Genomic DNA, 20,047 nt, shown 5'->3' with positions numbered 1-20,047 from the left:
ATCCAATGGAACAAATGTGGCATTGGGGAGCTTGGGGCTAGGCGAGCCAGGCTACGGCTCCGCCGACCGCCAAGGCGGCGGCAAAGCCCAGCGTGACGGCGAGGGCGCGCGAGTTCTTCCACGTGCTGTACGCGCCGCCTGCCAGGAACCCGGCGACGGCGAGCAGCAGCAGGGCCACCCACTGGCCCGACATCTACAGCACGCCCTTGGTGGACGGGACACCCCCGGCACGCGGGTCGGCTTCCGTGGCGGCCCGCAGCGCGCGGGCGACCGCCTTGTACTGCGCCTCCGCGATGTGGTGCGGGTCGCGGCCGTGGATGACCCGGACGTGCAGCGCGATCTGGGCGTGGAACGACAGCGAGTCGAACACGTGCCGCGTCAGCACGAACGGGTAGTTGCCGCCGATGGTGAACGTGTTGAACTGCTCCGGCTCCCCGGCGTGCACGCAGTACGGGCGCCCGGAGACGTCGATCGCGGCGTGCGCGAGCGTCTCGTCCATCGGGATCCACGCGTCGCCGAACCGCCGGATGCCCTTCTTGTCCCCCAGCGCCTCGCGGATCGCCTGCCCGAGCACGATCGCGGTGTCCTCGACGGTGTGGTGGGCGTCGATGTGCACGTCGCCGGTGGCGTCGATCTTCAGGTCCAGCGAGCCGTGCACGCCGAACGAGTGCAGCATGTGGTCGTAGAAGGGGACTCCGGTGGAGATCTCGACCTGCCCGGTGCCGTCCAGGTCCACCTCGATCCGGATCGAGGACTCCTTGGTGGTGCGCTCCACCTTGCCGACGCGGGTCACCGCGGGACCTCCTTGCTCGCCTCCAGGAAGGCGTCGTTCTCCTCGGGCGTGCCGACGGTCACCCGCAGGTGCCCCACGATGCCCACGTCACGGATCAGCACTCCGTGGTCCGCATAGGAGCGCCAGCTGGCCTGCGCGTCGGCGAACCGTCCGAAGAGGATGAAGTTGGCGTCGCTGGGCACCGGCGAGAAACCCAGCCCCTGCAACGCCTCCGCCACGCGGTCGCGCTCGGCCGCGAGCCTCGCCACCGACGCCAGCGTCTGTTCGGCGTGCTGCAGCGCGGCACGCGCGGCGGCCTGGGTGAGCGTCGACAGGTGGTACGGCAGCCGCACCAGCTGCAGCGCGTCCACCACGGCGGGCGCGGCCGCCAGGTAGCCGAGCCGCCCGCCCGCGAACGCGAACGCCTTGCTCATGGTGCGCGACACGATCAGCGTCGCAGGGTAGGCGTCGAGCAGGTTCGCCGCGCTGGGCTGCGACGAGAACTCCGCGTAGGCCTCGTCCACGACCACCAGTCCCGGCGCAGCCCGCAGCACCGCCTCGAGATCCTCGAGCGGGATCGAACCGCCGGTCGGGTTGTTGGGGCTGGTGAGGAACACGACGTCCGGCGCACGCTCGGCCACCAGCTCGGCGGCCTTCGCGGTGTCGAGCGTGAAGTCGGGCCTGCGCGGTGCCGGGATCCAGTCGGTGCGCGTACCCGCGGCGATGATCGGGTGCATCGAGTACGACGGCTCGAAACCGAGCGCGCTGCGCCCGGGGCCACCGAACGCCTGCAGGATCTGCTGCAGGATCTCGTTGGAGCCGTTGGCGGCCCACACGTTGCGTTCGGTGAGCGGCACCCGCGTCGACACCGACAGGTACGCGGCGAGGTCCTGCCGCAGCGCGACGGCGTCGCGGTCGGGGTAGCGGTGCAGCTCCGCCGCCGCCGCGCGCACCGACTCCGTCACGTCGGCCACCAGCTCCGGCGGCGGCGGGTACGGGTTCTCGTTCGTGTTGAGCCGCACCGCCACGTCCAGCTGCGGCGCACCGTAGGGGGTACGGCCCCGCAGGTCCTCCCTGAGCGGGAGCTCGTCGAGGGTCACGTCGTCGGCGGTCACCGGGCGTCCCCCTCGAAGCGCGCCGTGACGGCCTCGCCGTGCGCGGGCAGGTCCTCGGCGTTGGCCAGCGCCACCACCTTGTCCGCGACCTCGCGCAGCGCCTCGGCGCTGTAGTCGATCACGTGAATGCCGCGCAGGAAGCTCTGCACCGACAGTCCCGACGAGTGCCGCGCGAAACCACCGGTCGGCAGGACGTGGTTGGAGCCCGCGCAGTAGTCGCCGAGCGAGACCGGCGCGTACGGGCCGACGAACACCGCGCCCGCGTTGCGCACCCGCGCCGCGACGGCGCGCGCGTCGGCGGTCTGGATCTCCAGGTGCTCGGCCGCGTAGGCGTCGACGACCGCGAGACCGTCGTCGACGCTCGACACCAGCACGGTGCCGGACTGCGTGCCCCGCAACGCCTGCTCGACGCGTTCGGTGTGCTTGGTCGCGGCGACGCGGCGCTGCAGCTCGGCGTCGACGGCGTCGGCCAGCGCCTCCGAGGTGGTCACCAGCACACTGGCGGCGAGCGTGTCGTGCTCGGCCTGGCTCACCAGGTCGGCCGCCACGTGCGCCGGGTCCGCGGTGTCGTCGGCGAGGATCGCGATCTCGGTGGGCCCGGCCTCGGAGTCGATGCCGATCACTCCGCGCAGCATCCGCTTGGCCGCGGTGAGGTAGATGTTGCCGGGCCCGGTGACCATGTCGACGGGCTCCAGCGGGCTGCCGTCGGTGTCGGTGCCGCCGTAGGCCAGCAGGGCCACGGCCTGCGCACCGCCGACGGCCCACACCTCGTCCACGCCGAGCAGCGCGGCGGCGGCCAGGATCGTCGGGTGCGGCCGCCCGCCGAACTCCGCCTGCGGCGGCGAGCACACCACCAGCGAGCCGACACCGGCGGCCTGCGCGGGCACGACGTTCATCACGACGCTCGACGGGTACACGGCAAGCCCGCCGGGGGCGTACAGGCCGACGCGCGCCACCGGCACCCAGCGCTCGGTGACCGTGCCGCCGTCGGCCACCCGCGTGGTCACGTCGGCGCGGCGCTGGTCGGCGTGCACCCGGCGCGCCCGGTCGATCGACTCCTCGACGGCCGCCCGCACCGCCGGGTCCAGCTCGGCCAGCGCGCGGTCCAGTTCCGCGGCGGGCACCCGCACCGCGGACGGGCGCACCTTGTCGAAGCGTTCGGTGTACTCGAGCGCGGCCTCGACACCCCGGTCGCGCACCGCCTCGACCACCGGCCGCACCTGATGCACGGCGGCGTCCACGTCCACCTCGGCGCGCGGCAGCGTGGCGCGCAGCTCCACGGGTGTCGGGACGCGACCTCGCAGGTCGGTGCGGTTCAACATGTGGTCTAGGGTACGAGGCAGGAGTGCGCCCGCGACCGGGAGGTAGCAGTGCTGCGAGTCGCCTTGTGCCAGCTCACATCCAGCGCCGACCCCGAGGAGAACCTGCGGCTCGTCCGCGACTGGGTCGCCAAGGCCGCGGGCGAGGGCGCCCGCGTGGTCGTGTTCCCCGAGGCCACCATGGCGCGCTTCGGCGTCAGGCTCGCGCCGCTGGCGCAGCCGGTCGACGGGCCGTGGGCCCGCGCCGTCGCCGACATCGCCGCCGAGCACGACGTGCTGGTCGTCGCGGGGATGTTCACGCCGGACGGCGACCGGGTGCGCAACACCCTGCTGGTGACCGGGCTCGGCGAGCACCGGGGCTACGACAAGATCCACCTCTACGACGCGTTCGGCTTCCGCGAGTCCGACACCGTCGCCGGCGGCTCCGAGCTGGTCACCGTCGACGTCGACGGCGTCACCCTCGGCGTCGCCACCTGCTACGACGTCCGCTTCCCCGAGCTGTTCCAGGCGCTGGCCGACCGGGGCGCGAGCGCGGTGGCGCTGCCCGCGTCGTGGGGCGCGGGCGAGGGCAAGCGGGAGCAGTGGGAGCTGCTGGTGCGGGCCAGGGCGCTCGACTCCGGCACCTGGGTGCTCGCCTGCGGGCAAGCCGACCCGACGGCCTCCGGTGTCGAGGTCAACCCGAAGGCGCCCACCGGCATCGGCTACTCGACGGTGGCCGACCCGTTCGGCAACGTGCCCGCACAGCTCGGCGCCGCGCCGGACCTGCTGGTCGCCGACCTCGACCCGGCCGTGGCCGAGAAGTCGCGCAAGGCCACGGCCGTGCTGGCCAACCGGGTGCTCGGCAGGTCCTAGGCCTCCCGGCCGCCGGGCGAGGCGATGCCTTGCTCGATGGCCAGCCTGGTCAGCTCCGGCCTGCGCCGCCTGCCGGTCTTGTCCCTGATGCGGTCGAGGTAGGAGCGCACGGTGCGCACGCTGATGTGCATCGCCTCGGCGATGTCCTGGTCGCGTTCCCCCGCCGCCACCAGGGACAGCACCTCCCGCTCGCGTTCGGAGAGGTCGAGCCGCGAACCGGCCCGCTGCGCGTCGAGCACGAACGACGCCAGCACCGGCGAGACGTGGGAGCCGCCCGCGGCGACGTCCTGCACCGCGGCCAGGATCTCCTCGCCGTCGGCGTCCTTGGTGAGGTAGCCGTGCGCCCCGGCCGCGATCGCGCTCAGCACCTCGTCGCGGCCCGCGTAGGCCGAGAGCACCAGCACCCGGTAGCCCATGCCGACGAGCTGGCGCACCGCGCCGACGTCGGCGAGCCCGCGCAGCTTCAGGTCCAGCACGACGACGCTGTCGGCGGGCTGGCCGGACGCGGCGAAGCGGCCCACCGAGTCGGCGACCGCGCCCAGCCGCACGTCCTCGGCCTCGTACAGCACCCGGGCCAGTGCCTCGCGGTACAGCGGATGGTCCTCGATGACGCCCACCGTGACTGCTCCGCCCATGACCCTCACCTTAGTGCCGCGTCAGTCCGTTCCGAGGTCCATTCCGAGGTCCAGGGCCGGGGCCGAATGGGTGAGAGCACCCACCGCGAGGTAGTCCACGCCCGACTCCGCATAGGCGCGCGCGTGCTCCAGCCGCAACCCGCCGGAGGACTCCAGCCGCGCCTTCGGCGCCGTCCGGTCGCGCAGTTCCACCGCCCGGGCACACTCCTGCGGGGTGAAGTTGTCGAGCAGCACCTCGTCGGCACCGGCCTCCAGGGCCTCCGCGAGCTGGCCCAGGTCGTCCACCTCGACCTCGCACGGCAACCCGCCCGCGCGCTCGCGCGCCAGGCGCAGCGCCGCGGCGACCGAGCCTGCCGCCACGACGTGGTTGTCCTTGATCAGCACGGCATCGCCGAGTCCGAGCCGGTGGTTCACGCCCCCGCCGCAGCGCACCGCGTACTTCTCCAGCAGGCGCAGCCCCGGCAGCGTCTTGCGGGAGTCGCGGATCGCGCACCCGGTGCCCGCCACGGCCGCCACCCACGCCGCCGTCGCCGTCGCGATCCCGGAGAGGTGGCAGAGCAGGTTCAGCGCCGTGCGCTCGGCGGTGAGCAGGCCGCGGACCGTGCCGTGCACCACGAGCGCGGGCTCCCCCGCGGTGAGCGGCGAGCCGTCGGGCGTGCGTGCCCGGACCTCGTGGTTCTCACCGAGCACGGCGTCGAAGACGGCGAGCGCGGCCGGGCCACCCGCCAGCACGCCGTCGGCGCGCGGGGTGATCCTGGCGGTGGCGACGGCGCCTGCGGGCACGGTGGCCTCGGTGGTGGCGTCCGGCCCGTAGCGCAGGTCCTCCTGCAGCGCGATGCTCACCACCCGCCGCAGGTCGTCGGCATCCAGCGTGCTCTCGATACCAGTCACGCGGCCTCCAGGACGGGGTCCGCCAGCACCGGCTGGCCGGAGGGGCTGAGCCGGATGGCCTGGCTGCGCTGCCACGTCACGTCGTCGCGCTCGGGGAAGTCGGAACGCACGTGGCAGCCGCGCGACTCCTCCCGGCGCGCGGCCGTGGCGACCAGCGCCTGCGCGATCAGCGTCAGCGCGGCGTCCTCCACGGCCTCCTGCGTCCACAACAGACTGTCCTCTGTGGACAGGTCGAGCACGGAGCCGGCCACGGCGAGCCCTTCGGCGTCACGTCCGATGCCGGCGTAGCGGCTCATCACCCGCTGCAGCGAGTCCCGCTCGGCCACCGCCGCCACGGCGGCCGCCGGTTCCCGGCCGTTCCGGGGGTCGGCCAGCACGCCCGCGGCCAGGTCCTCGGCCACCGCGCGTGCGGCCCGCTGCCCGACGACCAGGCCCTCCAGCAGGCTGTTCGACGCCAGCCGGTTGGCCCCGTGCAGGCCGGTACGCGCCACCTCGCCCACCGCGTACAGGCCGGTGACGCCTGTGCGGCCGTCGGTGCCGGTGACGACGCCGCCACAGGCGAAGTGCGCGGCCGGGGTCACCGGGATCGGCTCGCGGGCCGGGTCGACGCCCGCCTCGCGGCAGGCCGCGGACACGGTCGGGAACCGCGCCGCGAAGCCGGAGATGCCGGTGGCATCGAGGAACACGTGGTCGTCGACGCCGCCCGGCGCGTGCGCCAGATGCCGGGTGATCGCGGCCGACACGACATCACGCGGGGCCAGGTCGGCCAGCGGGTGCACGCCGCGCATGATGGGCACGCCCAGCGCGTCGACCAGCACGGCGCCCTCGCCGCGCACGGCCTCGGTGACCAGCGGGCACCGGCCCCGCGCGCCCGGCGTGTAGAGCACGGTGGGATGGAACTGGACGAACTCGATGTCGGCCACGGTCGCGCCCGCGCGCAGGGCCAGGGCGAGCCCGTCGCCGGTGGCGACCTCCGGGTTCGACGTGGCCTGGTAGAGCTGGCCGAAGCCGCCCGTGGCGACGAGCACCGCAGGGGCGCGCAAGAGCCCCGGCACGCCGTGCGGGTCGAGCACCGTGACACCGGCGACCTCGCCGAGTGGGGTGCGCAGTGCGTCGATCGCGACGTGCCGTTCCAGCACCGGCACGCTCTGCGCCCCCGCCGCGGCGACGAGCGCGCGTTCCACCTCGGCGCCGGTGGCGTCACCGCCGGCGTGGATGACGCGGAACGCGCTGTGGCCGCCCTCGCGGGTCCTGGCGAGCCCGGTGGCACCGGCGTCGAACCGGGCACCGGACGCCCGCAGCCATCCGACCGCGGCGGGGCCCGCGCCGACGATGCGCGCCACCGCGTCCGGGTCGCACAGCCCGGCGCCCGCCGTCAGGGTGTCGGCGGCGTGCGCGGCGACGGTGTCGCCTGCGTCGCGGTCGCCGTCGAGCACGACGGCCACACCGCCCTGCGCCCAGCGGGTGTTGCCGTCGGCCACGGCCGCCTTCGTCACGACCAGCACGCGCAGGCCCAGCTCCCTGGCCCGCAGCGCGGCGGTCAGTCCGGCCACCCCACTGCCCAGCACCACCAGGTCGGCCCGCGCCTCCCATTCCGGAGTTTTCGACCGACGGTCGTTAACCGGGTTGCTCATTCGCCGCCGCCGGGCTGGCCGATCTCGATCATCCGGCGCACCGAGGCCCTGGCCCGCTCGGCCGTCCCGGCGTCGACGTGGACCTCGTCGGCGCCCTCACGCAGCGAGCGCAGCATGGCGGCGGGCGTGATCATCTTCATGTACCGGCAGGACGCCCTGTCGTTCACGGCCCGGAAGTCGATCTCGGGGGCGGCCTTGCGCAGCTGGTGCAGCATGCCGACCTCGGTGGCGACCAGCACCGACGTCGCCTTCGTCTCGCGCGCGGCGTGCAGCATGTCGCCGGTGGAGAGGATCTTCACCCGCTCCGGCTCGACCGCGCCCTCGCCGGCGAGGTAGAGCGCCGAGGTGGCGCAGCCGCACTCGGGGTGGATGAACAGGTCGGCGTCCGGCGAGGCGGCCGCCCGCTCGGCCAGCTCGGGGCCGTTGATACCGGCGTGCACGTGGCACTCCCCCGCCCAGATGTGCAGGTTCCGCCTGCCCGTGATGCGCTTGACGTGCGCGCCGAGGAACTGGTCGGGGCAGAACAGCACCTCGCGGTCCTCCGGGATGGAGGCCACGACGTCCACGGCGTTGGACGAGGTGCAGCAGATGTCGGTCTCGGCCTTGACCTCGGCGGTCGTGTTGACGTAGGAGACCACGACGGCGCCGGGGTGCTCGGCCTTCCAGGCACGCAGCTGCTCGGCGGTGATCGAGTCGGCGAGCGAGCACCCCGCGCGCGCGTCCGGGATGAGCACCGTCTTGTCCGGGGAGAGGATCTTCGCGGTCTCCGCCATGAAGTGCACGCCGCAGAACACGATCGTCGCCGCGTCGCTGCCGGCCGCGATCCGGCTGAGCGCGAGCGAGTCGCCGGTGTGGTCGGCGATCTCCTGGATCTCCGGCAGCTGGTAGTTGTGCGCGAGCAGCACGGCGTCGCGCTGCCTGGCGAGCCGGCGCACCTCGTCGGCCCAGGCCGCGTCCGGCTCGACACCCCCGAAGGGAACGAGTGCCTCCGCCTGCAGAGTCATGGTGAGCCTCCGTGTCCTTCGGCGGGTTTTCGCCTTATAATCGAAAACCGTGCGCTCTCATATTAACAGCAACAGCCCCCTGGCACACGAGGTGCTGGCCGCCGTCCTGCAGGTGCGCTCCGCCACACTCCAGGTGCTGCTGTGGCGCCGGGCGCTCGATCCACATCTCGGCCGCTGGTCGCTGCCCGGTGGCAGGCTGCGCCCCGACGAGGACGTCGAGCAGTCCATCCGGCGGCAGCTGGCCGAGAAGGTCGACGTCAAGCAGCTCACGCACGTCGAGCAGCTGGCGGTGTTCAGCGATCCCTACCGCGTGCCGGGGCCGCGCGTGGTGGCCACCGCGTTTCTCGGGCTCGTCCCGTCCGGCGTCGATCCGGCCGTGCCCGAGGACACGGCGTGGCACCCGGTGGACGCCCTGCCGCGCACCGCCTTCGACCACGAGGCGATCGTGCAGCGGGCCCGCGACCGGCTGCGCGCGAAGCTCAGCTACACCAACCTCGGCTTCGCCCTCGCTCCGAAGGAGTTCACGATCTCCGCCCTGCGCGAGCTGTACTCGGCGGCGCTGGGCTACCGGGTCTCGGCGACCAACCTGCAACGGGTGCTGTCCCGGCGCGGCCTGCTGGTGCCCACGGGCAACACCGCGCCGTCCGGGCGCACCGGTGGCCGCCCCGCAGCGCTGTACTCGTTCGCGCACGACGACATGCAGGTCACCGACCCGTTCGCCGTTTTCAAGCCCCCGGCGCCGAAGCAGGGGCGGCGCTCGCGAACGCGCGTATCGGCGCCGGACACCGTAACGTGAGGGCGTGGCCGAGACGAGACCGGACAGCGCGCGGGCGACCCTGCCCCTGTTTCCGCTGCAGACCGTGCTCCTGCCCGGCGCCAACCTGCCGCTGCACATCTTCGAGCCGCGGTACCGGCAGCTGACCGTCGACCTCGTCACCGAGAACCTGCCCGACCGGCTGTTCGGGGTCGTCGCGATCAAGACGACGATGGTGCGCGAGGTCGAGACGCTCGACCACGTGTACGGGATCGGCTGCGCGGCCCGGCTGCGCCAGGCGACGCGGCTGCCCGACGGGCGCTTCGACATCGTCACCACCGGGCACCGGCGGTTCAACCTGCTCGACATGGACACGCGCTCGGCGCCCTACCTCATGGGCACCGTCGAGTGGGTGGACGACGTGCCGCTGTCGCCGGGCAGCGCGGAGGTGGCCGACCGGCTCGGCGACCTGGCGAGGGCGGCGCACCACCGGTACTGCGCGTCGGCGTGGGAACGCGACGGCTGGGAGACGCCGTCCACCGACACCGACGTCACCGACCTGGCCTACCTGCTGGCGGCCGACTGCCTGCTGCCGCTGGGTGACCGGCAGGCGCTGCTGGAGGAACGACAGCCGCTGCGCAGGCTGCGGACGGTCTGTCGCCTGCTGAACAGGGAGGCCGGGTTCCTGTCGGAACTGGGAGCCGTGCCCGCCCCGTTCAGCGACACCGAGGCGCTCTCCAAACCGAGCCTCAACTAGCCGCCCGGCAAGCTCCCCAATGTGGCATTCGTAGCGCTCAACGCCACCAATGCGGCATTCGTTGCGCTCAACGCCACCAATGCCGCATTGGGGAGCTTTAGGCCAGGCGCCTGCCGAGGTCATCGCGGCTGTTCCACGTCGCCAGCAGGCCGTAGGCGACGGCGGTGGTGAACGGCTGCGCCACCACGGCCCACCCCGACTCCAGCACGGGCGCCGCCTCGACGACGTCACCGATGGCGGGCGCCTCGGTGACGGTGTAGAGCCCCTCGGCGAAGGCGATGCCCATGCGCATGCCGAGCCAGGCCGCCAGCAGTGAGCCCGCCACGGCGGCGAACAGCACGACGGGGCCCCGCCGCTCACGCAGAAACCACACGGCGACGCCGACGAGCACACCGGTGACGAGGCCGAGCAGCAGGTAGATCGCGAGGCCGTCGAAGCGGTGCCAGCTCTCCAGCTGCAGCGGCACGGGGTCGCGCTCGGCGTCGATCACCCGCATCCGCTGGGGTGGCGCGAGCCGAGACCAGATCCAGCCGAGCGGGATGCCGAGCAACGCGATCATGGAGAGCACGCTCACGGCGGGCAGCAGGTCGGCCTTCACCACCACTCTGGGCCGCTCCCGCCGGACGCCGGCGAACGCCTGCGCGAACCATGCGGTGTCAGCGTGCTCCGGCACCGACGACCCTCCTTTGTGGCATTCCCGCCTGTCCGGGCGAGCCTAACTAACGGGCGGGGCTCCGGCCCGCCGAGGTGGACTCGCCGTGCCTGCTGCACCGCGCGCTCCAGCCGCCCGGCGTCACCTGGACCACCATCCGCCGCGCGCACTCGGCGCAGTAGCGGGGTGGTTCCAGCGCCGCCTGCTGGCTCCGGCACGCCGCGTGGTCGCCGCCGTGCCGCGGCTGCCCGCAGCGGGGACAGTACGGGCCGCTCACAGCGTGTCGCTCAGGGCCTTGACCGGCATCCGCAGCTCGGTCAGCATGTCGAGGTCCTGCTGGGCGGGGCGGCCGAGATTGGTCAGGTAGTTGCCGACGATGATCGCGTTGATGCCGCCGAGCATGCCCTGCTCGGCGCCGAGGTCGCCGAGGGTCAGCTCCCGGCCGCCCGCGAACCGCAGCATCGTGCGCGGCATCGCCAGCCGGAACGCCGCCACCACGCGCAGGGCGTCCCTGCCCTCCACCACCTCGTAGTGCTCGTACGGGGTGCCTGCCTGCGGGATGAGGAAGTTCATCGGCACCTCGTGCGGGTCCAGCTCGGCGAGCTGCTCGGCGAACTCGGCGCGCTGCTCGTCGGACTCGCCCATGCCGATGATCCCGCCACAGCACACCTCCATGCCCGCCTCGCGGACCATCCCCAGCGTCTCCCAGCGCTCCTGCCAGGTGTGCGTGGTGACCACGTTCGCGAAGTGCGAGCGCGCCGTCTCCAGGTTGTGGTTGTACCGGTGCACGCCCATCGCGACGAGCTCGTCCACCTGGGCCTGGGTCAGCATGCCCAGCGAGCACGCGATCTGGATGTCGTTGCCCGACTCGCGGATCGCGGCGATGCCGTCGCGCACCTGCGCCAGCAGCCGCGCGTCCGGCCCGCGCACGGCGGCGACGATGCAGAACTCGGTGGCCCCGGTGGCCGCCGTTTCGGCGGCGGCCTTCACCAGGCCGGGGATGTCGAGCCACGCCGAGCGCACGGGCGTGGGGAACCGGCCGGACTGCGAGCAGAAGTGGCAGTCCTCGGGGCAGCCGCCGGTCTTGACGCTGACGATGCCTTCGACCTCCACCTCGGGCCCGCACCAGCGCATCCGGACCTCGTGGGCGAGCGCCAGCAGGTCGCTCAGGTGCGCGTCGCCCAGCCTCAGCACGCTCAGGACCTGCTCGCGGGAAAGGCCCACTCCGCGTTCGAGCACCTGCTCACGTGCGGTCGCGAGGATCGCGGCGCCGGTGGTCGCTGCCGTCACGGGCGGCTCCTTCCCAGGGAAGCGTCAGGTCTTCGGCGAGTGTCACGGATCGCGCGGCGCCGCGAGTGCGAGGTGTGTCACGCCTGCGCCGAGGCGTTGCCCGCGAAACAGTCCGGGTCGAACTGGCCGCCGAACCACGGCGACAGCCCGCGCCGGGCCTCCTCGGCGAACTCGTCCCTGCTCGCGCGGCCGAGCCCCTCGGGAAGCGCGCCGAGCAGCGGGGCGCCCGCCACGACGGGAAGGTCGGCGAGGTTGCTGCGGGCGGCGAGGTCCGGCTCGGCGGGCCACGACCCGATGACCACGCCCATGACGTTGAGCCCGCGCCGGGTGGCGACCTCCGCGGTCAGCGCCGTCGCGTTGAGCGTGCCGAGCCCCGCCTCCGCGACGATCAGCACCGGCGCGGCCAGCGCCCACGCGACGTCGGCCAGCGTGCCGCCCTCGGAGTCGAACGGCACCAGCAGCCCGCCCGCGCCCTCCACGAGCACGAGGTCGTGTTTCTCGTGCAGCTCCGCGGCGGCCCGCGCCGCCTCGGCGGGTGTGACGGGAACGCGCTCGCTGCGCCGGGCCGCCGCCTCGGGCGACAGCGGATCCGGGTAGCGGGCCAGCTCCCGGGTCTCGACGTCGCCCGCGAGCCTGCGCACCTCGGCCAGGTCACCCGGCTCGCCGGGCCCGACACCGGTCTGCGCGGGCTTGAGCACGGCGACGCCGTTGCCGTCGCCGGTGGCCAGTGCGGCGATGGCCGCCGTCACCACGGTCTTGCCGACGCCGGTCCCCGTTCCAGAGATCACCAGCACGGTCACGCCCGCGACACTAATACCGGACCGCTACCGGCGCCTCACCCGGCCCGCACACCGGGCTCGGCACCGGCGGGCCGGAAGTCTCCGGACTCGCCGTCGAACAGGTACACCTGAGCCCCGCCCACGTCGAAGTACATGCCGGTGAGGTGCAGTTCGCCACGCCGCTCGGCCGCCGCGACCATCGGGTAGCGGCGCAGGTGCTCCAGCTGTTGCAGCACGTTGTGCAGCGCCAGCCGGTCGCCTTCGGCGTCCGGGGCCTCGCCGCCGAGTGTCACCGCGGGCTCGCCGGCGTGCCTGCCGACACTCGGCTGGGCGTGACGCAGCCAGCGCGCCAGCGACGGCAGCCCGGCGGGGGCCTCACCCAGCACCGCCTTCATCGCACCGCACGACGAGTGCCCGCAGACGACGATCTCGCGCACCCGCAGCACACTCACCGCGTACTCGATCGACGCGCCCACCGACGTGTCGCCTGCCGCCGTGTCCCCCTCCGGCACCGGGACGAAGTTGCCCACGTTGCGCACGGCGAACAGGTCACCCGGCCCGCTGGTCGTGATCAGGTTGGGCACGATCCTGGCGTCACCGCAGGTGATGAACAGCGTGTGCGGCTGCTGCCCGTCGGCCAGCCTGCTCAGGGTCTCCTGCACCAGCGGGGCGGTGCGGTTCTGGAACTCCGAGGTGCCCCTGCGCAACGGGGCGGTGCGCTGGTCGGGAACGGAGACTCCGGCGTCCTTGGCCATCCACTCCGACCACGGCGCGAGCCAGCGCGGCAGCGCCGTGCCCGCGGCGTCCTTGCGCACGATCGGCGAGTCGGACTTGCCGCGCTCGAACCACGGGTGGCCGATCTCGTCCACCACGACGGTGCCACCCGCCCGCTCGTGCGCCTCCTGCCACGTGTGCAGGCAGTCGAACGCGGCGTGGTCCAGGTAGTCCACGACGAGCTCCAGCGTCACCGTGCTCCGGGCAGGCAACGAGTTGAGCACAGTGGACAGACGAGGCACCGAGAGGAACGTCAGCGCGCCCTCGACGACGATCCGCCACGAGTCGCCCTCACCCTCGGCATGGATTCCCGACCACATCGTGCGGCGCAGCATCAGCACCAGCGAGAACGCGATCCCGATCAGCACGCCCGAGAGCAGGTCGATGAACACGACGCCCAGCAGTGTCACGACGTAGAGCGGCAGGTCGCCGTGCTTGAGCACCTCCCGGATGTGGGTGAGTTTCACCAGCTTGGCGCCGACGTGCACCAGCAGCCCGGCGAGCGCGGCGAGCGGGATGCTCTCGATGAGCCCGGCCAGCAGCACCGTGAACAGCAGCACCCACACGCCGTGCAGGACCGCCGAGGCCCGCGTGCGCGCGCCCGAGGCGACGTTGGTGGAGCTGCGCACGATCACGCCCGTGACCGGAAGGCCACCGATCGCGCCCGAGGTCATGTTGGCCATGCCCTGGCCGAGCAGCTCGCGGTTGAGGTTGGCGCGAGGCCCGGTGTGCATCTTGTCCACGGCGACGGCCGAGAGCAGGGTCTCGACGCTCGCGATCAGCGCGATGGTGAGCACGGCCAGTGCGAACTCGAACCAGCCACCCTCGGGCAACCGCGGCATGAGGTCGACGGCCAGCACGTCACCCGGCAGGTCGACGCGCTCCGCCGACGAGTTCGTGAGCACGGCGAGGGCCGTCACGGCCGCGATGGCCGCGAGCGGGCCGGGCACCTTGCGCACCGCCCCCGGCAGCCTGCCCCACACGAGCAGGATCGCGATGGTCAGAATCCCGAGCATCGCGGCCTGGTCGTGGTGGCCGACGATCTGGCCCGGCAGTTCGAGGATGTTGTCGATCGCCGAGCTCTGCGCCGACCCGCCGAGCACGATGTGGAGCTGGCCCAGAACGATCGTGACGCCGATGCCCGCGAGCATCCCGTGCACGATCGCGGGCGAGATCGCCAGTGCGGCACGGGCGACCCTGCTCAGTCCGAAAAGGACCTGCAGAGCGCCCGCCGCCACGGTGATGGCACACGTGACCGCCCAGCCGAACTGGTTGATGGTCTCGGCCATGACGACCGTGAGCCCGGCCGCGGGACCGCTCACCTGCAACGGCGCGCCACCGACGGCACCGGCGACGACGCCGCCCACGATGGCGGCGATCAGCCCGGCGACGATCGGCGCCCCCGAAGCCAGCGCGATTCCCAGGGACAGCGGCACGGCGACGAGGAACACCACCAGGGAGGCCGGCACGTCGTGGCGCAGAACTCTGCCCAGAACGACCTGCCGGGGGTGGGGTTCCGCACTCCTCTCGTGACCGACCTGCCGTGACATCGGTAGTCCTCCCAGTGGCTGTGTCGAAGATGGCTCGAAAGTGGATCGTCGGCGCGGGCCACTCTGCCGGCACGGCTCCAGGTAACCGGAAAGAACGTGAAATGTCCGCTATGGAAAGAAACTCTCATGTTCGGCGCAGCGCGATGTCATTACCAAGCGGACATCCGAAGGTGAGCGACGACCACGGCAAGTGGGCCAGGTCTCACTCGATCAATGACGACACCGGGAAGTTCCGTCGCGATGCGTGATCGGCACCCGCCGCATGACCGTGGTCCGGACAAGATCGGGTGATCTTGGTACGACTACGCCGTTCGCGCCGCCTCGACCATCGCACCGGCGATGAGCGAGACGTCCTCGTCCTCGGTGACGTACGGCGGCATCGCGTACACGAGGTCGCGGAAGGGGCGCAGCCACACCCCGCGCCCGGTGACGGCGCGCGTCGCCGCCGCGACGTCGGCGGGGTGGTCGAGCTGCACCACGCCGACGGCGCCGAGCACCCGGACGTCGACCACACCGGGCAGGTCGGCCGCGGGCGCCAGGCCCTCGCGCAACAGCCGTTCGATCCGCGCGACGTCGGCCTGCCAGTCTCCCGTGCGCAGCAACCCGAGCGAGGCGCCGGCGACCGCCGAGGCCAGCGGGTTTCCCATGAACGTCGGACCGTGGGCGAGCACCGGCACCTCACCCGCCGAGATGCCCCGCGCCACCTCGGGCGTGCACAGGGCCGCGGCCATCGTCAGGTAGCCGCCGGTGAGCGCCTTGCCGACGCACAGCACGTCCGGTGTCACCCCGGCATGGCCGGCGGCGAACATCGCCCCGGTCCGGCCGAATCCCGTGGCGATCTCATCGAAGACGAGCAGCACGTCGTGCGCGGCGGTGATCTCGCGCAGCACGCGCAGGTAGCCGGGGCTGTGGAAGCGCATGCCACCCGCACCCTGCACCACCGGCTCGACGATGACGGCCGCGAGCTCGCCTGCGTGCCGCGCGACCTCCCGTTCCAGCATGTCTACATAGGACTTTTCGGGAGCGCGATCGAAGCCCGGTGGTGGCGCGGGCACGAACACCTGCTCCGGCAGCACGCCCCGCCACAGGGCGTGCATGCCGCCGTCGGGATCGCACGCGCTCATCGGGTGGAAGGTGTCGCCGTGGTAGCCACCGCGCCACGTGAGCAGCCTGCGCTTGCCCGCGCGGCCCCGCGACCGCCAGTACTGCAGGCACATCTTGACGGCGACCTCGACCGACACCGACCCGGAGTCGCAGAGGAAGACATGCCGCAGCCCGTCCGGGACCAGCTCGACCAGCGTCGTGGCCAGCCGGATCGCCGGCTCATGGGTGAGCCCGCCGAACATCACGTGGCTCATGCGGCCCGCCTGCGCGGTCAGCGCCTCGTCGAGCACCGGGTGCCGGTAGCCGTGGATCGCCGACCACCACGACGACATGCCGTCCACCAGCTCCCTGCCGTCGGCCAGCCGTAACCGCACCCCCTCCGCCTCGGTGACCAGCAGCGGCGGCACGGTGCCCGGCATCGGGCCGTACGGGTGCCACACGTGCTCGGCGTCGAGGGCGAGCAGGGCGTCGGCTTCCTCCGGCGACATGCCCGGCACTGTAGCCGCAGGCTGTCGGCGCAGCCCGCACCGGCAGCCGCTCCAGACCCTGTTGTGCCGCCGCGTTTCACGATGCCGGCACCCTGGTGTGCGTTGCTAGCGTTGCGGCATGCCGACCAGCGCCCGTTACCGGCCGATCTCGTTCGACCGGCTCGTCGACGAGCTGGCCGAGCGCATCACCGCCCTGCCGCCACGACCGTGGGCGGCGGTGGCGATCGACGGCGCCGCAGGGGCGAGCGACCCGGCCGGCGTCGCCGACGCGCTCGTCGACCCGCTGCGGGTGCGCGGCCACGAGGTTCAGCGCGTGTCGGCCTGGGACTACCTGCGGCCCGCTTCCCTGCGCCTGGAACGCGGGCGGCACGACCCGGACGTGCGCTACGAGGACTGGCTCGACGAGAGCGGCCTGCGGCGCGAGGTGCTCGACCCGCTCGCGCCCGGCGGCTCAGGCGCCGTGCTGCCCGCGCTGTGGGACCGGGAACGCGACCGTGCCTACCGGCTGTCCCGCACGCGGCTGCCGGAGGGCACGGTCCTGCTGCTGGACGGCGAGCTGCTGCTCGGCAGGGGCCTGCGGCTGGACCTCACCGTGCACCTGTGGCTCTCCCCCGCCGCTCTGTCCCGGCGCCTGCCCGCCGGGCAGCAGTGGGCACTGCCCGCCTACGAGCGTTACGAGCGGGAGGTGGACCCGGCGGCGGCAGCGGACGTCGCGGTGCGCATGGACCATCCGGACAACCCGGCGCTGCGCGACTGAGGCGGTGCCCTTCGTGCGGTCCTGTCACCGGGGGCCGACGACCCGGCTGCCGTCGAGCATCGCCGCGAGGCGCGCCGCGAGCACGTCCCAGCGCCAGTGCTCGCCTGCCCAGCGGCGCCCCGCCTCCCCCATGCGGCGGGCCCGCACCGGATCGGCGAGCAGCGCGGCGAGCGTGTCGACGATCTGGTCGAGCTTGCGCCCGTCCACGACGTGCCCGGTGACCTCGTCCAGCACGGTCTCCGGCGCGCCACCGGAGCTCCCGGCGACCACCGGCAGCCCCGCCGCGGAGGCCTCGAGGTAGACGATGCCGAGGCCCTCCACGTCGAGGCCCTTGCCGCGGGTGCGCGCGGGCATCGCGAACACGTCACCCGCCGTGTAGTGGGCGGGCAGTTCCTCCCAGGGCACCGAGCCGGTCAGCACCACGTGTTCGGACACCCCCAGTTCCGTGGCCAGCTGGGCGAGCCGCTTGCGGTAGGGGCCGCCGCCGACGAGCAGCAGCGCCGCGTCCGGCACGCGTTTGCGCAGCTCCGGCAACGCGTGGATGAGCATGTCCTGGCCCTTGCGCGGCACAAGCCGGGACACGCACACGACGGTGGGCCGGTCGCCGAGGCCGTAGCGGCGGCGCAGGTCGGCGCGGGCGGCGTCGTCGGGGCGGAACAGCTCGGTGTCGACGCCGGAGGGCAGGTGTTCGAGCCCGGCGAGCGGGCCGAACGCGGAGGCGAAGCGGCCGCGCGTGTAGTGGCTGACGAAGGTCACCACGTCGGCGGTGTCGCCGATGCGGCGCAGCGCCTGCCGGGCCAGCGGCAGCATCGACCAGCCGACCTCGTGGCCGTGGGTGCAGGCGAGCACGCGGTGTGCGCCCGCGTCGCGCAGCGGGCTGCCCAGCAGGGCCAGCGGGGCGGCGGCGCCGAACCACACCGCCTCGCAGCCGCGCGAGCGCAGCAGCTGCCTGGCCCGCCGCAGCACGTCCGGGGTCGGCAGCATCAGCGAGGTGGGGTGCCGGACAACCTCGAACGGGGCCTTGGCATCGAACTCGGTGTGCGAGCCGGACTCCCGCTCCCAGGACGGCGCGTAGACGACGAGGTCGTCGGCGGGCAGCCGGGTGGCCAGCGAGTGCAGATAGGACTGGATTCCCCCTGGCCGGGGCGGGAAGTCGTTGGTCACCAGCAGCGTGCGACGCATGGCGGCCAGACTATCCCGCCCCGCAGGGAGATCCTGCCGGGCTAGGCGACCCGGCGGGCGCCGCTGTACTCGTCCTGCAGCGGCGAGACCTTCACCACGTCACCCGAGGTCGGGGCGTGGACCATCATGCCGTCGCCGACGTAGATGCCCACGTGCGACACCGGCGAGTAGAAGAACACCAGGTCGCCCGGCTGCAGCTGGTCGCGCGACACCGGGGTGCCGTAGGTCGACTGCGAGCTGCTCGTGCGCGGGATGCTGATGCCGGCCTGCGAGTAGGCCCACTGGGTGAGGCCGGAGCAGTCGAACTCGCTCGGGCCGGTGGCGCCCCAGACATAGGGGCTGCCGCGCACGCTGAGCGCGGCGTCCACGGCGGCCTGCGCGGCCGGGCCTGGCGCCGTGACGGGACCGATGTCGACGCCGGTGTCCTGCTGGGAGGCGACGTCGGAGTCGCTGAGCAGGCCCGCCTGCTCGGCGAGTTCGTCGATCTGCGCGTCCAGCCGCTCCTTGCGGGCCTCGATGTCCGCGGTGAGCTTGGCGGCGGCGTCCTTGGCGCGCTGCGCCTTGTTCCTGGCGTCGGCGGCCTGTTGCCTGGCTGCGTTGGCCGCGTTGACGGCGCCCTGGAGCCTGCTCAGGGCCTCGTTCTTGTCGGTGGCGAGCACGTCCAGCGCCGAGGACCGGTCGAGGAAGTCCTGCGCCGAGTCGCCGGTGAGCAGCGCGGACATCTTGTTCAGCTGCGCACCGCTGGTGAACGAGGCGCCCGCGAACTTGTCGACGTCGACGCGGTAGCGGCCCTCGTCGGCCGAGGCCTGCCGCAGCGCCTGCTGGGCCTTCTCCAGCTGCTTCTGCGCGCGACCGAGCTCATGCTCCTTCGCTTTCAGGTCCTCCTGGGCCCTGAGGTACTCCTCGTTGAGCTTCTCGGCCTGGCTCGCCAGCTCGCGGTACTTGTCCAGCGCCTCGGAGGAACTGCTCGGGGGTTGTTGAAGGGCGGGGGTGGGGGATGCGGTAGCTGGTGCCTGGGTGAAGGTGACGACCGCGATCACGGCGGAGGCCGCCAGCGCGCCCGACACCACGCGCCTTACGGGATGCGACTGCACGCCGCGTGTGTCTCCTTTGCTCTCCAGCCGCCTGCCGGGGCGAACCGTTCGCGGGAGGTCGGGGGCCCTCTCCGCGGCTACGCGACCCAGGCATGGCGGTACCGCAGGTACCTGCACCCGTCCTGGTGTCGCGCGGTGGCTCCGACACAGCTCCCCGACAAAGCCGTTTCGGCGGCGATCCCGCGTCGCCGGCCCGGTGGCTCGGCTACCTGGCGCGAGATCTCGGCCAGGTTACGAAAGAGCGGTGCCCACGTCCACCGGCGCGGTACCGAAAATCGCCCACTGTGCGCCGACCCCCCTTCAGACCAGCGGCTAATCGCTGTATGTGATGGATCTAACAAGCAAGCACCGAATTCGCCCTGACCGTTCACCTGATCGGATGGACCGCTCGCCGCACGAGGTTTGCGCGGCGATCACCCAGCGCGCCGCCGCGGCCGGGCCGGTTGCTCGTCCACGAGGCGCAGCCGCGGCACCATGCCCGCGTCGGCGAGCGCGTTCACGGCGCGCTGCTCCGCGCTGTCCCACTCCACCGAGGGCGGCGCGCCCAGCAGCACACTGACGACGCACTCGGAGCACGCGTCGCCCCTGACCTGGCAGCGGTCACAGTCGATGACCAGCGTGTTCTCGTCGATGTAGTCCATGCG

The 20,047-nt window shown here is 73.0% G+C and carries 21 protein-coding genes; 4 read left to right on the top strand and 17 right to left on the bottom strand.

Going from position 1 to position 20,047, the window contains the following annotated elements; all coding sequences use genetic code 11:
• Window positions 1–37 precede the first annotated feature (37 nt).
• The 4 genes from BAY60_RS37085 to hisD are packed head-to-tail and all read right to left on the bottom strand — an operon-like array spanning window position 38 to window position 3,209.
• Complete coding sequence (locus BAY60_RS37085; RefSeq protein ID WP_170160399.1) at window positions 38–193, bottom strand: hypothetical protein; 156 nt, start codon at window positions 191–193, stop codon at window positions 38–40.
• Complete coding sequence (hisB, locus tag BAY60_RS13490; protein ID WP_112281285.1) at window positions 194–793, bottom strand: imidazoleglycerol-phosphate dehydratase HisB; 600 nt, start codon at window positions 791–793, stop codon at window positions 194–196.
• The gene (locus tag BAY60_RS13485; protein WP_112281284.1) at window positions 790–1,887 is read right to left on the bottom strand and encodes a histidinol-phosphate transaminase; all 1,098 of its coding nucleotides are present in this window, start codon (window positions 1,885–1,887) and stop codon (window positions 790–792) included. Before BAY60_RS13485 ends, hisB begins: the two co-directional genes overlap by 4 nt.
• Window positions 1,884–3,209 carry a histidinol dehydrogenase gene (gene hisD, locus BAY60_RS13480; protein WP_112281283.1) on the bottom strand — a complete coding sequence of 442 codons (1,326 nt, stop codon included), beginning with the start codon at window positions 3,207–3,209 and terminating at the stop codon, window positions 1,884–1,886. The genes BAY60_RS13485 and hisD overlap by 4 nt, the downstream gene beginning before the upstream one ends.
• 48 nt (window positions 3,210–3,257) lie before the next feature.
• On the opposite strand from hisD, the gene BAY60_RS13475 reads away from it, so the two are divergent.
• A complete protein-coding gene (locus tag BAY60_RS13475) occupies window positions 3,258–4,058 on the top strand; it encodes a carbon-nitrogen hydrolase family protein (protein ID WP_112281282.1) in 801 nt (266 codons plus the stop codon).
• On the opposite strand, the gene BAY60_RS13470 is transcribed toward BAY60_RS13475, so the two are convergent.
• The 4 genes from BAY60_RS13470 to nadA are packed head-to-tail and all read right to left on the bottom strand — an operon-like array spanning window position 4,055 to window position 8,222.
• The gene (locus tag BAY60_RS13470; protein ID WP_112281281.1) at window positions 4,055–4,693 is read right to left on the bottom strand and encodes a LuxR C-terminal-related transcriptional regulator; all 639 of its coding nucleotides are present in this window, start codon (window positions 4,691–4,693) and stop codon (window positions 4,055–4,057) included. The genes BAY60_RS13475 and BAY60_RS13470 overlap by 4 nt on opposite strands.
• A gap of 21 nt (window positions 4,694–4,714) precedes the next feature.
• A complete protein-coding gene (gene nadC, locus BAY60_RS13465; RefSeq protein WP_112281280.1) occupies window positions 4,715–5,584 on the bottom strand; it encodes a carboxylating nicotinate-nucleotide diphosphorylase in 870 nt (289 codons plus the stop codon).
• Window positions 5,581–7,218 carry an L-aspartate oxidase gene (locus BAY60_RS13460; RefSeq protein WP_112281279.1) on the bottom strand — a complete coding sequence of 546 codons (1,638 nt, stop codon included), beginning with the start codon at window positions 7,216–7,218 and terminating at the stop codon, window positions 5,581–5,583. Before BAY60_RS13460 ends, nadC begins: the two co-directional genes overlap by 4 nt.
• A complete protein-coding gene (gene nadA / locus BAY60_RS13455) occupies window positions 7,215–8,222 on the bottom strand; it encodes a quinolinate synthase NadA (RefSeq protein ID WP_112281278.1) in 1,008 nt (335 codons plus the stop codon). The genes BAY60_RS13460 and nadA overlap by 4 nt, the downstream gene beginning before the upstream one ends.
• A 112-nt stretch (window positions 8,223–8,334) precedes the next feature.
• Between nadA and BAY60_RS13450 the strand changes: the two genes are divergently transcribed.
• Both BAY60_RS13450 and BAY60_RS13445 read left to right on the top strand, forming a co-directional pair.
• A complete protein-coding gene (locus BAY60_RS13450) occupies window positions 8,335–9,018 on the top strand; it encodes an NUDIX hydrolase (RefSeq protein WP_112282361.1) in 684 nt (227 codons plus the stop codon).
• A gap of 4 nt (window positions 9,019–9,022) precedes the next feature.
• Window positions 9,023–9,733 carry an LON peptidase substrate-binding domain-containing protein gene (locus BAY60_RS13445; protein ID WP_112281277.1) on the top strand — a complete coding sequence of 237 codons (711 nt, stop codon included), beginning with the start codon at window positions 9,023–9,025 and terminating at the stop codon, window positions 9,731–9,733.
• A 97-nt stretch (window positions 9,734–9,830) separates the two neighbouring features.
• On the opposite strand, the gene BAY60_RS13440 is transcribed toward BAY60_RS13445, so the two are convergent.
• From BAY60_RS13440 to BAY60_RS13415, 6 genes are all read right to left on the bottom strand, one after another.
• On the bottom strand, window positions 9,831–10,406 hold the full coding sequence (locus BAY60_RS13440) for a DUF2567 domain-containing protein (RefSeq protein WP_245992483.1): 576 nt from the start codon (window positions 10,404–10,406) through the stop codon (window positions 9,831–9,833).
• A gap of 46 nt (window positions 10,407–10,452) precedes the next feature.
• Window positions 10,453–10,662: a biotin synthase auxiliary protein BsaP gene (gene bsaP, locus BAY60_RS13435; RefSeq protein ID WP_112281276.1), complete on the bottom strand. Its 210-nt coding sequence runs from the start codon at window positions 10,660–10,662 to the stop codon at window positions 10,453–10,455.
• A complete protein-coding gene (bioB, locus tag BAY60_RS13430; protein WP_112281275.1) occupies window positions 10,659–11,675 on the bottom strand; it encodes a biotin synthase BioB in 1,017 nt (338 codons plus the stop codon). Before bioB ends, bsaP begins: the two co-directional genes overlap by 4 nt.
• A gap of 77 nt (window positions 11,676–11,752) precedes the next feature.
• Window positions 11,753–12,475 carry a dethiobiotin synthase gene (gene bioD, locus BAY60_RS13425; protein ID WP_112281274.1) on the bottom strand — a complete coding sequence of 241 codons (723 nt, stop codon included), beginning with the start codon at window positions 12,473–12,475 and terminating at the stop codon, window positions 11,753–11,755.
• A 35-nt stretch (window positions 12,476–12,510) separates the two neighbouring features.
• Entirely contained in the window at window positions 12,511–14,778 is a 2,268-nt protein-coding gene (locus BAY60_RS13420) for a SulP family inorganic anion transporter (RefSeq protein ID WP_112281273.1), read from the bottom strand.
• A 302-nt stretch (window positions 14,779–15,080) separates the two neighbouring features.
• The gene (locus BAY60_RS13415) at window positions 15,081–16,370 is read right to left on the bottom strand and encodes an adenosylmethionine--8-amino-7-oxononanoate transaminase (protein WP_112281272.1); all 1,290 of its coding nucleotides are present in this window, start codon (window positions 16,368–16,370) and stop codon (window positions 15,081–15,083) included.
• A gap of 118 nt (window positions 16,371–16,488) precedes the next feature.
• Here BAY60_RS13415 and BAY60_RS13410 point away from each other — a divergent pair, with 118 nt between their 5' ends.
• Complete coding sequence (locus tag BAY60_RS13410) at window positions 16,489–17,127, top strand: nucleoside/nucleotide kinase family protein (protein ID WP_112281271.1); 639 nt, start codon at window positions 16,489–16,491, stop codon at window positions 17,125–17,127.
• Between the two features lie 24 nt (window positions 17,128–17,151).
• Here the strand turns inward: BAY60_RS13410 and BAY60_RS13405 are convergent, their stop codons facing one another.
• From BAY60_RS13405 to BAY60_RS13395, 3 genes are all read right to left on the bottom strand, one after another.
• Window positions 17,152–18,309 (bottom strand): glycosyltransferase family 4 protein, encoded by a 1,158-nt coding sequence (locus BAY60_RS13405; RefSeq protein WP_112281270.1) that lies wholly within the window; start codon window positions 18,307–18,309, stop codon window positions 17,152–17,154.
• A gap of 41 nt (window positions 18,310–18,350) precedes the next feature.
• Window positions 18,351–19,403 (bottom strand): C40 family peptidase, encoded by a 1,053-nt coding sequence (locus BAY60_RS13400; RefSeq protein ID WP_112281269.1) that lies wholly within the window; start codon window positions 19,401–19,403, stop codon window positions 18,351–18,353.
• Between the two features lie 413 nt (window positions 19,404–19,816).
• Complete coding sequence (locus BAY60_RS13395) at window positions 19,817–20,044, bottom strand: hypothetical protein (protein WP_112281268.1); 228 nt, start codon at window positions 20,042–20,044, stop codon at window positions 19,817–19,819.
• Between the last annotated feature and the right edge of the window lie 3 nt (window positions 20,045–20,047).

The sequence above is a fragment of the Prauserella muralis genome (assembly GCF_003202285.1).
In the GTDB taxonomy this organism is placed as follows: Bacteria; Actinomycetota; Actinomycetes; order Mycobacteriales; family Pseudonocardiaceae; genus Prauserella_B; species Prauserella_B muralis.
The sequence above is the reverse complement of the archived record's forward strand: the minus strand, read 5'-3'. Positions and strand labels throughout refer to the sequence as shown.